Genomic DNA, 12,309 nt, shown 5'->3' on the forward strand with positions numbered 1-12,309 from the left:
TAAACCTCCCAAAGTCTGCTGAAACCTTAAAATCTAAACATTACGCTTGCTACATATGTGCGCCCTCGTGCATAATTATTCATAACGCCAGCGCCACGCCCTTGATATAGCGTTGCATTAAAGGCATAAAGGGGGTCTACATAGCGTTTATCCATAAGATTTTGCACTTCTAGCTTTATATCAAAATATTTTGTTGGGCTAAAAGTGGTGTAAATATCCCATAAAAGCGGCATTCTAGGCAGGTATTCACTATTAAGTTGATACATTTCTTGCCCATCTTGGGTGGTATCACCAGTTGGCGGAATACCCCATAAAATATTATTAAATCCTGTGCGCTTCGCTCTGCCTGTGTATTTTATAAGTGTGCCTATCGCCAGTTTGGCATTAAAAAAGCGCGCACCAGCATCAAGCGTGCCATAATCTTGTGGTAGCTCTGAAAAAGGTGTTTGCCCTGTAGATAAAGAGCCTCCGGGTCCAGAGCTGTGAGCATTTGCCTCTGTGGCGGAGCGCATTCTATCTGTATCTTGGTGTGTATAATTAAGCCGCACAAAGAAAATACGCGCATCATAGGAAGCTTCAAGCTCCACACCCTTAAATGTTGCCTTGCCATTAAGTGGCAACAATATCCACGAATCTGAGCTTTGCGCGTATTTAATATAATTATCATATATGTAATTATCTATTTGGCTGTGATAGTATGTGAGTTTAAAACCAAAGGTATCATTAGGTGTAAAAAGTGCGCGTTTAAAGCTATTAAAGCCAATTTGATAGGTGGTTGCAGATTCTGGCTTGAGATTTGTATTGATGTTTTGATAAAGTGATGGCCAGCTTGGGTCACTATCTGCGTAAGTTGCTGAATAAAACATTTCCTGCGGGGTTGGGATTCTATGTGTGCGCGATAGGCTAACAAAGGGGCTAAAAAGCTCATCTAATGATAGACTAAGCATACTTGATATATTAAATGCATTGCCTTTTTTGCTAAAAAATCCCGCCTCTTTTGGCGAGCAGTAGGCATTAGCCTCCTCACAAGGAGCTTTTCTGTCTGTGCTAATTTCATAAGAGAGGTAATTTGCATTCACATTAATCCCTACAATTCCATAATTTAGCTCATTATCAAGATAAATGGTTGTAAGTTTTTGCCTACCCTCTGGAGAGAATCCAAAGCGGAAGTAATAATCCATATCAATGGGTCCATTTGGCGTCTCTGGTGGATAAATAATGTCCCCAAACTCATCGCGCACAAACTCATCAAAATATCTTGTGTAATTATTGTTTAAAAAATTCACCCCCAAAGTGCTGCTAAAATTTGTTTTTGGTGAAAATGTTAAAAATATCGTATTATGCACATCAAGGTTGAGTGCAGTATTTTTAGTCCTGCCATTGAGTTTCCCAATAGGGAAGCTCATCACGCGTGCATTTTTCCCATAAATTTGCTCATTATTAGTGCGCGCCGCTAAAATATTAAAATCAATAAAGGGCAAATTGGGCTTAAAGCGGTAGCTGATTTGGCTTGTTTGGGATTGTGTGTTACGCCCAGCGAGCGTATTATCATAGGTGCGATATTGAGCCAAAATAGAGTGCGCACCATTTTCAAATTCTAGTTTGAGGAGCTGATTTTTAGGCTTTTGTGTGAGATTTATGGGGTCAAAGGCGGCATTACTGCTTTGGCTAATGGTATTGTGCGAGCCACCAATTTTATAATCTTGTGAAGTTTTGCGCCCACTATATGCCGCAAGCAAGCCAATATAGCCCTTTTCAAGCTTAACTTTTGTAGACACCGCACCCATGTAGCTATATCCTAGCGCATTTGAGCCATACGAGCCGCGTGCTAGCACACCATAAGATTCTCCCTCCATAACGACATCATTTACGCCAATGGTGCGTAAATTCGCGCTTCCCATAAGTGCATTGCCATTGCCACCGCTAAATGTGCCGCGCTGCATATCTATACCTACAAGCAAATTTTGGTCAATAGTTGCGCCAAAACCTGAAGTTGCTTGAATGCGCCCGCCCGCATTATCAGCACACCAATCGCCAAGAGGGTGACACCACGAGCCTTGCGTCTCGCTTGTGCCATAAAAGGTTTGTGGCACGCCATCTACCATGGTATTTACCCGCCCAAAGCCGCTCATTCCACGAATATTAACCGAAATAGTGCCTTGCGATGGGTCTGCTTGCGTGTAGCCGCCCGGAATACTGCGTATGATATTATCAATATTTTGTGTCGAGCCACTTATACCCTCGCGAGTGCTTACCGCACCGGGCGTGGTAAAGGGCTTTTGCTCATTTTTGATTTGCTGCCCAGAAATATCAATGCTGCCAAAGCTTAATTCATCATCATTATTATTTTGTGCATTTTGTGTGGAGGTGGATTCTGTGCTAGATTCTGTATTTTTAGAATCTAGTGCATTTATAGAATCTGCGCTATTTACTTGCGTTTGCGGGGGGGGGGGTGCTAGTTGTAGAATCCTGCGTGTCTTGTGCAGCGTAATGCTGTGGCGTGAAATCCTGCGCGATAGAATCTACACAAAGCGCGCTACTAGCTAGCAAGAGCAAGGACAAATTGAGGAGCAAATTTCTAGCAGATATAAAATCCATTTTCATTATTTACCTTTTGTTGAAAAATATTGTTATTTTATAGCCGCTATAAACTTAATATATCATAAAAATCACTCTTATTTTATCATACAAAAAAATTATGCAAAAAAGTTTTACTTTTTATTATCTTTTATGCTATAAGCTAAAAATTTTATATTTTAATCGTAAGGAGTGTATTATGAAAAAAGTTGGTTTGTTCTATGGTAGCGATGGCGGCACAACGCAGGAGATTTCGCAGAGGATTGCGGATAAAATAGGGGATTGCCAAGTGTTTGATGTCGCCTCTTGCAAAGTGGAGGATTTAGCGGGGTTTGAAAATCTTATCCTTGCCACGCCTACTTATGGTGCTGGTGATTTGCAAGATGATTGGGATACATTTTTATCAAAAGCTGGTGAGGGTGCGTTCGCGGGGAAAACTATCGCTCTTGTGGGCTTAGGCGACCAAGACATTTATGCTGATACTTTTTGTAACGGCATAGGGCATATTTATGAAGTGGCTTCAAAGCAAGGCAAAATCATAGGACAGACTTCAACAGATGGCTACACTTTCGATGACAGCACGGCTGTGGTAGATGGCAAGTTTGTGGGGCTTGTGATTGATGAGGTAAATCAAGAAGATTTGAGCAATGATAGAATTAATGCATGGGTGGATACGATAAAGGGCGCATTCGCGTAAGTCTCCAACTTGCAAGAGCATTGCTTAGAATCTGGCGCTAGATTCTATAAATCTGCGCTGTTGCTTTGTCTCAAAGAAACTTCGTTTTGTTAGCGCAAGAGCCGCGCGCATCTTACACAAATGAGCAAAGCCCATTTGTGCGCCTAAAGTATAAAGTTATAGCTGCTTTAAGCATCTATCAACTTATTTTTTGAGGCTAGATTCTATAATTACAGAATCTAGCGCTTTATTAATTGCCAAAATAGCGCCAAAATCCGCAGCTAAAATCCACAAATATGTAAAATTCCACCATTTTGCACCAGTATCATATACGCTATCGTCCCGCACACAATGCTTAAGACTGCGATTTTAAACGCGATATGCACAAGGCTCACCACCATAAACGCAATAAGCTCATTAAGCCCATAAGGTGAATGCGCTATATCCGTGTCTTTAAAGCAATACACAATGAGCATAGCCATAATCGCACTAGGCAGGACTTTGCCCAAAAAGAGTATAGATTTTGGCGTGCTTTTAGCAAAGATAATAAAAGGCAAAAAGCGGCTTAGAAGTGTGTTTAAGCCAATCACAAGGATAAGCAGCGCGGAGTGGAGTTCAGGACTCAAGGGCTTTCTCCATAGGTTTTCTGCATAGCATAAGTGAAAGGCAAATCCCTATAAGTGAGGGGATTAAGAAATGCTGCGCACCAAAGATATAGAGGCAAATAAGGCTCACACCAATGCCGATAAGCGCACTTTTGCGCATGGATTTCTTACGCCATTGCTCAATGAAAATTACAATAAAAATAGCTCCCATCATAAAATCAAGCCCTTGTGGATTAAAATCCACGCTACTACCCACCAGCGCGCCAAGCACACAGCCCACTATCCAATAGATTTGATTGAGAAATGAGATGAAAAATTCAAAATATGATTTATTTATGCCTTGCTTTGGGGTTTTGAGATTAAGCAGAGCTAGCGTTTCATCAGTAAGCGAATAAATCATATAATAGCGCAGTTTGCCCATTTGCTTAAAATGCTCTAGCATGCTAATGGAGTAAAAAATCTGCCGCGCATTAATCATAGAGACAATCACAAAGCTTTCCCATAGCCCAACGCCCCCTGCTATAAGCCCTACACTAATAAACTGCGTAGCCCCACCATAAATAATAATGGACATCATAAGCGCCCATAGCGCGCCATAGCCGGCTTCTTTTTGCAGTAAAATGCCAAATGCCATACCCATAAAAATATAGCCAAGCATAATAGGGATAGTGTGCGGAAAGGCGTCTTTGAGTGCGGGGAGGAGGTGTGAGCGCATTACATTTTTGTCTTTGCTTTTATGCCAAGTAGCGCTAGCCCAAGGGTTAGGCTGTGGCTTACCACCATAAGCACATAAAGCAGGCTCTTTTCATGTGGGGATTGCAAAATCTTATGGGCATTATAAAAGCTATGCAAGCAAGCGGCTAGGTGTTTTAGGTAATCACAAATTTTTTGCATCTCCCTATCGCGGAATGCAGATTCTATAATATGCTCCACACATAGCGCCTCAAAGAGTAGGGCTTTGGCTTCAAGTGGTAGCTCAAGGGGGATTGTAGAGTGCTGCATATCTTGCATATTTACGCCCGCTTTATCAAAAATAGTGTGGATTCTAGCATTGGCATAATTAATATAATAAATAGGATTACTCACATCTTGCTTTTTTAGCTCATTCACATCAAATTCAAGGTGTGTATCCGCCTTTTTGGAGAGGAAAATAAAGCGCACAGCGTCCGCGCCAATATCATCTACAACATCTTTCATAAGGATAAAATTCCCTGTGCGCTTGCCCATTTTGTAGGGCTGCCCACCTCGAAGGAGGCTCACCATTTGCGAAAGCAGGATTTCAAGTTTTGTCTCATCATAGCCTAGAAAGTGTATAGCCGCCCTCACACGCTGCATATATCCATGATGGTCTGCACCCCAAATATTAATGTAGTGATTAAAGTGGCGCTTAAATTTATAGGCGTGATAAATAATATCGCCTGCCAAATATGTTGGCTCGCCGCTTTCGCGCACAATCACTCTGTCTTTTTCATCGCCATAGCGCGATGAGGCAAGCCATATTTTATTATCCTTTTCATAAACGCTCTTGCTAGATTCTAAAGCATTTAGCGTATCCTGCCAATGCTCATACATCGCCTTTTCACTCACAAAATTATCAAACTCAATGCCCACTTGCGCGAGATTATCTTTAATCTCTTGCAGCATAGCATTTTTGCCAAATTCAGCAAGCTTAGAGATAGAATCTGTATGCTTAAAAATATCTTTGCCAAAGTGTTTTTCGCACATAAGCGCAATGTCTATAATGTATTCGCCTCTGTAGCAGTCTTTGGGGTAGCTCACCGCTTGCTTTAAAATATGCTCCTGCCCACTTAAGAAAATAGATAAGCCAAGATTATTAATCTGCGCGCCCGCGTCATTAATGTAGTATTCTCTGCAAATCTTATAGCCTAGAAATTCCCCCACACGCGCTAATACATCGCCATACACCGCACCTCTTGTATGTCCTATGTGCAGAGGACCTGTGGGATTAGCGCTCACAAATTCAATGAGTATGCTTTCATCTTTTTGCGCATTTTTGTGTTTTTTTATGAGATTATGCGACATTTCTTGCAAAAATGGCGCTGCGAGCGTGAAATTGACAAAGCCATTTAGCGCCTCGACCTTATCAAACTCGCTGTATTGAGCCAAATTGGTGGCAATCTCTTGGGCTATGGCGTGGGGATTAGCCCTTTTAATCTTTGCAAGGCTAAAGGCAAGTGGTGTGGCGATATGCCCTAAATCCTTGTTTTTGGGCTTCTCAAGCACGATGCTTGAAAAATCCACACTATAAAGGCGCGCAAGGAGGGATTTGATATGAGAATACATTAATCTTGCTTTGTAGAATCTGCTTGTGGCTTTGCCTGCTCCGCGTGCGTTTGTTTGATTTGCGATGAGGCTTCAGGCTCTTTTTTTGCCTCTTCCTCATCATCTTCTTTGACCGCTTTTTTGAAATTTTTAATCCCGCTGCCTAAGCCCTTTGCAAGCTCTGGAATTTTTTTCCCACCAAAGAGGAGTAAAACCACCACAAGCACAATCACCCAATGCCAAACACTAAACGCTCCCATACATACTCCTTAATATTAAAACTTACAGGATTATAATCCTCTTTTGTTTAAAACTTACTAACTTCTTGCGACTGCTCTTTGCGCGCTAGTCTTGCCATTTTTGGATAATAGGCGCAAAGCGCTCAAACTGCTGATGCTTTAAAGAGCGCGTAATAGCGATAAGCGCGTCCTTTGAAGCATTAATATCATCATTAATAATCACATAATCAAAATTCCCAATATGCTGCATTTCATTATGTGCTTGAATGAGGCGAAACTCGATAGTTTGCGCATCATCAGTTTGTCTATCACTCAAGCGCTGGCGCAAAATATCTTTATTTTTGGTTGTGATAAACACAGATTTTGCAAAATCGCCAAAATACTCCTTAATGCTCTTATGCCCCTGCACATCGACATCAAAAAGCACGATTTTATCATCTGCTAGCGCTTGTTTGACAGGCTTTAAAGAAGTGCCATAATAATTAGTATGCACCTCTGCCCATTCAAGAAAAACATTATCCTTTATATCCTGCAAAAACTGCTCTTTACTCACAAAGTGATAATGCACGCCATCGCGCTCACCCTCGCGTATAGGGCGCGTTGTGGTAGAGATAGAGAAATACACTTCAGGCATAGTTTCTAATAAAGATTTGGTTAATGTGCTTTTGCCGCAGCCGCTAGGACCGGAGATGATAAGCACCGCACCTTGCCTCATTTGCTCTTATCCTTAAAGCTAATGTTTATGGTAACTTCAAGCCCATCGAGCATAGTTTTAATATTAGAGGAGCTAAGGCTTGCAATGCTGCTTTGCACGGAGTTTGCCACTACATTTTGCACAATCTCTTGAGCCTTGCTATCTTGCGCGCTTGCTGGCTCTGGCGTTATAGAATCTATAGAATCTAGCGCCTCATTTATAGAATCTGGCTCTATATGTGCGGGTTCTTCTGTGTGTGTAGATTCTGTAGCGTTCTGTGCAGATGGCGCAGATTCTGCAGGCAGGGCAATCTCCTCTCCCAAAGCCTGCGCGACATCAGGTTCTTTGAGCGAGGCAAAATCATTCGCAGATTCTGTATTAGAATCTGCTTGCGGGCTAAGCGCGCTAAGGGCTTGTGTAACCTCGCTCACTTGCTGCTTATCAAGCACAGGCTCTTTGTGAGTATCATGCGCATGCTCAAGCAAATCATTTTCCAATAATCCCTCATGTGAAAAGTCCTCATCAAGCGGTATTTCCGCATGGTGTTCATTATGCTCATCATGTAGCTCGTGTGTTTCATCATGCGCTTCATGCGTGTCTTTGGTATTTATAGAATCTACGCTTGCCTCACTTTCATGGCTTAAACTATCTAGCTCGCTTAAATCCCCTAAATCGCCCAAATCATCTATATCATCTACATTATCCATATCATCAAGGCTTGTTTCATTTTCGCTTGCCGCCTCGTGCGCTATTTGCTCATCGTGCATTGCTTGCGCGGGTTCTGTGGCTAGGCTTGCTTCCTTATGTGTTTCTTTAGATTCTATCGTGCTTTCTTGTATAGGCTCGTTTGTGTCTATCTCATCTAATACATCTGTTTTAGCACTTTGGGATACTTCTTTGGGCGCAGATTCTATCTTGTTGGCTGCTTCCTCGTGCGTGTCATCTTTAGCATCTTGCTCATTTTGGCTATCTTGCGCGCTAGATTCTGTGTCTTGTGTGCCCACATCTGCTAATGCGTCTAAATCGCCCAAATCCCCTAGCTCACCTAAATCTCCCAACTCATCAAGGCTATCTAAATGCGCCAAATCCTCATCTTTATGCGCTTCATCTTTATTTGCATTAAGCTCATCTAAATGGCTCAAATCTCCTAAATCCCCCAAGTCGCCTAAATCATCTAAATTTATCTCATCATTTTGGGCTACTTCGTGCGTTTGTGCCGCTTCACTCTGCGCTTTAGAATCTGCTATCTCCGCTAGATTCTGTGTATTTTCTGTGCTTGCTGCCTCATCTGTGTCTTTATGCGCCTCATTTTCGTGCGTTTGCTCATGCGTTTGATTTGCCTCATCATGTGCCTCATCATTTGTTTTCTGGGCTTGCTTAGCATCTTGCTCATTTTGGCTATCTTGCGCGCTAGATTCTGTATGCTCCTCGCTTAAATCACCCAAATCCCCTAACTCGCCCAAATCTCCCAAATCATCTAAATTATCTAGCATATCCTCGCTTATATCCCCTGCGTGAGCATCTTGGGGCATACCTTTCTCGCCGCTGTCGATTTCCTCGCTCAAGTGCGCTTCGTCCTCTGCCTTGCTTTGCGCCTCTTGCTCCTCGCCCTCTAACTTATCTGCTTGCTCATCTGCAAAGCCCTCAAGATTATCCAAATTGCTTAAATCAAGCTCTACATCTAAGTCTTTATCAAGCACGCTTTCATTTGCTGCCTCCGCGCTAGCAGCTGGTGTGTCTATCGCGTCTGTATGGGCGGGCTGCGTAGAATCTGTCTCTATAGAATCTACAGAATCTGCTCCTTGCGCATGGGCTGCTTGCGCTTCATCATGCGTTGGCTCTGGCACGCCTTGGGATTCATGTGTATCTTTTATATCCCCTGCCTCCTTTGGCTCTATATCATCTGCAAGTAAAGAATCTATATGGCTTAAATGCTCATCTAAATTATCAAGGCTAAGGTTAGGCGCGCTATCTGCCTCTAGTGTGTTTGTTTCATCTAGTGGGTGAGATTGTGCCGCGTGAGAGGCATTTCGCTGCAACTCGGCTGTAAAAATATCTAAGATAGATGTGGGTAAAAAGGGCTTTTGCACATAATTATCAAAGCCCTCTATGCGCTCGCCTTGCTTATCGTAAATAAGGCATTTGCGCTTGCCCTTAAGCGCATCAAGATAAGTTTGCTTATCAAGCAAAAGGCAATTATCATCAATAATCACATAATCATACTGCCCCAAATCTCCCATTTGAGAGGCTTCGCTAATGCTAGTTAGCTCTGCTCCTGCCTTTTTTGCCGTGATTTCTACGAGTTTTTGCACAATTTGGTTTGTGTTGATGAGCAGAAATTTCATACAATCTCCCAATGTTTTATTGCTTTTTTTATCTTAGTAATCTAAAATTATAGCTAAATCCGCGATACAAAAGGAATAAAATGCGCAAAAAATATGCAAAATTATTTAGAATCTGCTTAGTTTTAGGGATATTTCATATATTTGCTAGCCTTGCCTATGGAGAAAGTAGCAAGCCTGCGGTTTTATATATGCTGCCATATGAGCAGACACAAGCCCTTAGCGCGCTTAAAGAGGCATTGCAACACGCAAAGAGTGAAATTAAAATTAGCATTTATAATTTCACGCATAGTGATATTGCAAAAGTGCTACGCGATAGTGCGGCAAGGGGCGTGAAAATTTCTATCATCTATGACAAAGAAAGCAATGAGCATAATAAAAAATCAACCATTGGCTATCTAGCAAAATATAATAACATCTCTGTATGCCTACTTAGCGGCATACGCGCGAAGAAAGGCGGTTACTATGGCATTATGCACCAAAAAATGGCAATTATTGATAAGCAAATCCTTATACTAGGCTCGGCAAATTGGACAAAAAATGCCTTTGAAAATAGCTTTGAAACATTGCTTGTAACTTATGATAGCGCGCTTATTGATAAAGCCTTGCAGGCTTATGAAAAAATGGCAAATACCTGCGCTAGGTTTTAGTGCAAGGTAAGGCTAGATTCTATAAATGCGCGCATTGGCGAGCATTACGCCGCTAGATTGTAGGGCAGTGGGCTATTGTGGGAATGATTGGGGAGTGAGCTTTACAAATACTATTTCTGGGGGATTAAAAATACGAGGCAAAAGCACATTGAGGCTAAGCCCGCGCGAGATAAGCAAAATTTGCTCATACAAAGATGACTTGTTTTGCGCAAAAATCGCGCTAGATTCTGTGCTAGATTCTATAATTTTCATAGAATTTTTTGTCGCGGCATTTGTGGGATTTACAGAATCTGTATGCCGCACATTTATAGAATCTAGCCCATATATGCCGCCGCTATAAGTGGGGAATAGCCCTTGATTTGGCGCGTATAAGCCATTAAGTAAAAATGGTATGCGCACTTGCCCGCCGTGCGTATGCCCGCTTAAGATAAGATTAACCCCCAAAGCCCTAAAAAGCGCTATAGATTCTGGGTGGTGCGAAAGCAGAATGCTAAAATACTCACCATTTGGCTTGCCTAAATCTGCAATAGAGCGCATTATCCAATCTTTGGTGAATGCCTCCTCAAACGCGCTTTTGCTGATATTTTTTGGGCGCAGTTTATGTGGCTTAGAATCTAGCCCATACACCATAACATAAGGGTCATCAACGCCGCCAAGTAGCAGCGTATTATCCCCCAAGCTAAGCGCTACAAAGCCCATGCTAGATTCTAAAACTTGCACATTTTGCGCGCGTATCATGGCTTTAATATCCATAATCTGCTCGCTCCAAAACTCGTGATTGCCGCTTACATAAAATTTTGGAATTTCGCGCAGGCTGCCATCATTGAGTGCTTTAAAAAATGCTATAGCGCCTTGAATATCTGCCTCATCATCGACCATATCGCCGCTCATAGCGATAATATCGGGCTTTTTGTCCCTCAAAATCCTTAAAATATCCGCTTGATAGAATCTGCCCGAATGCAAATCACTTAAAAGCGCGATATTAACAGGCGCGCTAATCTTTGGAGATTCTATAATGTAATATCGCTCCGTAAGTGGCGCATAGAGCGCGCTGAATGTAAGCAGGCACGCGCATAAAAGCAAGATACATAAACTTATGCGCTTTATGCGCCTTTGTGGGCGCGCAGGTGAAGTGAGTTGGCATTGGGTAGGTTTAGTGCTGCAAAAAGATTTTCCCCACGGCAAAAAACGCCTCCCTTAACTGATTTTTGAAAGTGTAAATGATAGTGGTAATAGTCAAAATAAGCACCACAAAAGCAATGGCGATTTTCACAGGGAAGCCAATGGCTAGGAGATTGAACTGCGGGTGAGTTTTCATAATCATACCAAAAATGACATCTGAAAATAGAATAATGGCTAAAATGGGAAAAGCCATAGAAAAGCCCACAGCAAAGATATTCCCAAAGGCTTTAATAAAATACTCCGTGCTTTTAGGCTCAAAGACAAAGCTCCCAAGCGGCGTAGATTCTATACTATGAGAGATTATGAGAAAAATCGTATGATGAAAATCTAAGCTTAGCGCTACAAGCAAACCCAAAAGTGCAATGAGTTGCGCGATAATGGGCTTTTGCGTGCCGCTTATGGGGTCATATGCGCTTGCCATAGTAAGCCCCATAGTAAAGCTAATAATTTCGCCGCCAAAACTAAGCATCGCAAAGACAATTTGCAAGCAAATAGAGGCAAGAAAGCCTAGCATAATCTCAAAAAGCCCAGCAATCATAAACTCTACCATACTCATATCGGGCAAAGTGTAGTTTGCTAGCGGAAAGAATGCAACACTCATAAAAAACACCATTGCCGCGCGCACATTCACGCTAATGAGCTGATTATCAAAAAAAGGAAAAAATGCAAACACCCCGCCAAATCGCGCCAAAAGTAATAAGAATACCGCTACACTATTTGGCTGCGTGATATAGGCTACAAACTCCATAGAATCTAGTCTTTAAACTCTTGATATTGCAGTTTGGCTTTTTCTAAAATATCTTGTGCTTTTTTGAGATTGGCTAAGCCCTCTTCGTATAATGCAAGCGATTCTTTTAGCGTAATTTCTTGCGCGCTTAGTTTGCTAAGTGTCGCCTTTGCTTTATCAATTAGGATTTCAAAATCGCCTATGTCTATTGCGTTAGATTCTGTGCTAGATTCTATCGTGTGAGATTCTGCTACAGAGGCATTTATGGGATTATTTATAGAATCTGCTGAAGTATGCTTTTTCATTATAACTCCTTAGTGTGTTATAGAATCTA

At 42.0% G+C, this 12,309-nt stretch carries 13 protein-coding genes; 3 read left to right on the top strand and 10 right to left on the bottom strand.

Features of this window, described 5'->3' with window-relative positions:
* Nucleotides 1-26: 26 nt before the first annotated feature.
* On the bottom strand, nucleotides 27-2,315 hold the full coding sequence (locus tag LS71_RS00625; protein ID WP_338034449.1) for a TonB-dependent receptor domain-containing protein: 2,289 nt from the start codon (nucleotides 2,313-2,315) through the stop codon (nucleotides 27-29).
* Between LS71_RS00625 and LS71_RS00630 the strand changes: the two genes are divergently transcribed.
* Nucleotides 2,203-2,547: a hypothetical protein gene (locus tag LS71_RS00630; protein WP_138109778.1), complete on the top strand. Its 345-nt coding sequence runs from the start codon at nucleotides 2,203-2,205 to the stop codon at nucleotides 2,545-2,547. The genes LS71_RS00625 and LS71_RS00630 overlap by 113 nt on opposite strands.
* Nucleotides 2,548-2,776: 229 nt before the next feature.
* Complete coding sequence (locus LS71_RS00635; RefSeq protein ID WP_034354405.1) at nucleotides 2,777-3,274, top strand: flavodoxin; 498 nt, start codon at nucleotides 2,777-2,779, stop codon at nucleotides 3,272-3,274.
* Nucleotides 3,275-3,534: 260 nt separating this feature from the next.
* Here LS71_RS00635 and LS71_RS00640 read toward each other — a convergent pair whose 3' ends face one another.
* From LS71_RS00640 to LS71_RS00665, 6 genes are all read right to left on the bottom strand, one after another.
* Nucleotides 3,535-3,879, bottom strand: a complete 345-nt coding sequence (locus LS71_RS00640; RefSeq protein WP_034354408.1) for a branched-chain amino acid transporter permease — start codon at nucleotides 3,877-3,879, stop codon at nucleotides 3,535-3,537.
* Nucleotides 3,869-4,573 carry an AzlC family ABC transporter permease gene (locus LS71_RS00645; RefSeq protein WP_034354410.1) on the bottom strand — a complete coding sequence of 235 codons (705 nt, stop codon included), beginning with the start codon at nucleotides 4,571-4,573 and terminating at the stop codon, nucleotides 3,869-3,871. The genes LS71_RS00640 and LS71_RS00645 overlap by 11 nt, the downstream gene beginning before the upstream one ends.
* The gene (gene argS, locus LS71_RS00650; protein WP_034354412.1) at nucleotides 4,573-6,162 is read right to left on the bottom strand and encodes an arginine--tRNA ligase; all 1,590 of its coding nucleotides are present in this window, start codon (nucleotides 6,160-6,162) and stop codon (nucleotides 4,573-4,575) included. The genes LS71_RS00645 and argS overlap by 1 nt, the downstream gene beginning before the upstream one ends.
* Nucleotides 6,162-6,401, bottom strand: a complete 240-nt coding sequence (locus LS71_RS00655; protein WP_034354415.1) for a twin-arginine translocase TatA/TatE family subunit — start codon at nucleotides 6,399-6,401, stop codon at nucleotides 6,162-6,164. The genes argS and LS71_RS00655 overlap by 1 nt, the downstream gene beginning before the upstream one ends.
* A gap of 85 nt (nucleotides 6,402-6,486) precedes the next feature.
* Nucleotides 6,487-7,095, bottom strand: coding sequence for a guanylate kinase (gene gmk / locus LS71_RS00660; protein ID WP_034354418.1), 609 nt, complete (start codon nucleotides 7,093-7,095; stop codon nucleotides 6,487-6,489).
* Nucleotides 7,092-9,419, bottom strand: a complete 2,328-nt coding sequence (locus LS71_RS00665) for a midas domain-containing protein (RefSeq protein ID WP_034354420.1) — start codon at nucleotides 9,417-9,419, stop codon at nucleotides 7,092-7,094. Before LS71_RS00665 ends, gmk begins: the two co-directional genes overlap by 4 nt.
* Before the next feature lie 80 nt (nucleotides 9,420-9,499).
* Here LS71_RS00665 and LS71_RS00670 point away from each other — a divergent pair, with 80 nt between their 5' ends.
* A complete protein-coding gene (locus tag LS71_RS00670) occupies nucleotides 9,500-10,066 on the top strand; it encodes a phospholipase D-like domain-containing protein (RefSeq protein WP_034354423.1) in 567 nt (188 codons plus the stop codon).
* Nucleotides 10,067-10,138: 72 nt separating this feature from the next.
* Here LS71_RS00670 and LS71_RS00675 read toward each other — a convergent pair whose 3' ends face one another.
* The 3 genes from LS71_RS00675 to xseB are packed head-to-tail and all read right to left on the bottom strand — an operon-like array spanning nucleotide 10,139 to nucleotide 12,280.
* On the bottom strand, nucleotides 10,139-11,251 hold the full coding sequence (locus LS71_RS00675) for a metallophosphoesterase (protein ID WP_034354427.1): 1,113 nt from the start codon (nucleotides 11,249-11,251) through the stop codon (nucleotides 10,139-10,141).
* On the bottom strand, nucleotides 11,220-11,996 hold the full coding sequence (gene fliR, locus LS71_RS00680) for a flagellar biosynthetic protein FliR (protein ID WP_034354432.1): 777 nt from the start codon (nucleotides 11,994-11,996) through the stop codon (nucleotides 11,220-11,222). The genes LS71_RS00675 and fliR overlap by 32 nt, the downstream gene beginning before the upstream one ends.
* Nucleotides 11,997-12,001: 5 nt before the next feature.
* Nucleotides 12,002-12,280, bottom strand: coding sequence for an exodeoxyribonuclease VII small subunit (gene xseB / locus LS71_RS00685; RefSeq protein WP_052057996.1), 279 nt, complete (start codon nucleotides 12,278-12,280; stop codon nucleotides 12,002-12,004).
* Nucleotides 12,281-12,309 lie beyond the last annotated feature (29 nt).

Origin of the sequence: Helicobacter jaachi, from assembly GCF_000763135.2 — a bacterium.
Taxonomy (GTDB): Bacteria; Campylobacterota; Campylobacteria; order Campylobacterales; family Helicobacteraceae; genus Helicobacter_C; species Helicobacter_C jaachi.

Excerpts from the sequence above, each read along its gene's own strand:
- LS71_RS00630 (WP_138109778.1), top strand. The coding sequence starts at position 2,203 with ATGATATTATCAATATTTTGTGTCGAGCCACTTATACCCTCGCGAGTG.
- LS71_RS00635 (WP_034354405.1), top strand. The coding sequence starts at position 2,777 with ATGAAAAAAGTTGGTTTGTTCTATGGTAGCGATGGCGGCACAACGCAG.
- LS71_RS00645 (WP_034354410.1), bottom strand. The coding sequence starts at position 4,573 with ATGCGCTCACACCTCCTCCCCGCACTCAAAGACGCCTTTCCGCACACT.
- argS (WP_034354412.1), bottom strand. The coding sequence starts at position 6,162 with ATGTATTCTCATATCAAATCCCTCCTTGCGCGCCTTTATAGTGTGGAT.
- LS71_RS00655 (WP_034354415.1), bottom strand. The coding sequence starts at position 6,401 with ATGGGAGCGTTTAGTGTTTGGCATTGGGTGATTGTGCTTGTGGTGGTT.
- gmk (WP_034354418.1), bottom strand. The coding sequence starts at position 7,095 with ATGAGGCAAGGTGCGGTGCTTATCATCTCCGGTCCTAGCGGCTGCGGC.
- LS71_RS00665 (WP_034354420.1), bottom strand. The coding sequence starts at position 9,419 with ATGAAATTTCTGCTCATCAACACAAACCAAATTGTGCAAAAACTCGTA.
- LS71_RS00670 (WP_034354423.1), top strand. The coding sequence starts at position 9,500 with ATGCGCAAAAAATATGCAAAATTATTTAGAATCTGCTTAGTTTTAGGG.
- fliR (WP_034354432.1), bottom strand. The coding sequence starts at position 11,996 with ATGGAGTTTGTAGCCTATATCACGCAGCCAAATAGTGTAGCGGTATTC.
- xseB (WP_052057996.1), bottom strand. The coding sequence starts at position 12,280 with ATGAAAAAGCATACTTCAGCAGATTCTATAAATAATCCCATAAATGCC.